The following is a 389-nucleotide window of genomic DNA, read 5'->3' on the forward strand; positions in this document are numbered from 1 at the left end:
TGAAGGTCGTGATGTGATTGATACTACTACCTATGAAGTTGATCCAAAAACAGGTAAGGTAACTCCAACAACTGTTCGAACTTATGGAACAATCAAAGAACCAATAATTGAGACACGACCTGTACCATCCCCTGTTATCTATGAAAAAGACGATACGAAAGAAAAAGGTACAGCCCCAACTACTGTTAAAGGTGAAGATGGTGAAGACACTATCACAACCATTTACACTGTGGATCCTAATACTGGAAAGATTACAGCAAGTGAAGGTCAACCAGTTCGTACGAAAGAACCAACTAATACTATTGTCAAAGTCGCAGCGAAGGATAAAGTAGAAACAACAGAAATCCTATCACCTAAGAAATACGTAAAAGATGATACACGCGACAAAG

General features: G+C 38.8%; 1 pseudogene. It reads left to right on the forward strand.

What is annotated here, in order from left to right:
- A pseudogene (locus tag CJ239_RS11520) lies at positions 1-389 on the forward strand (G5 domain-containing protein); the annotation flags it as partial.

The sequence above is a fragment of the Streptococcus sp. UMB0029 genome (assembly GCF_002871495.1).
Classification (GTDB): Bacteria; Bacillota; Bacilli; order Lactobacillales; family Streptococcaceae; genus Streptococcus.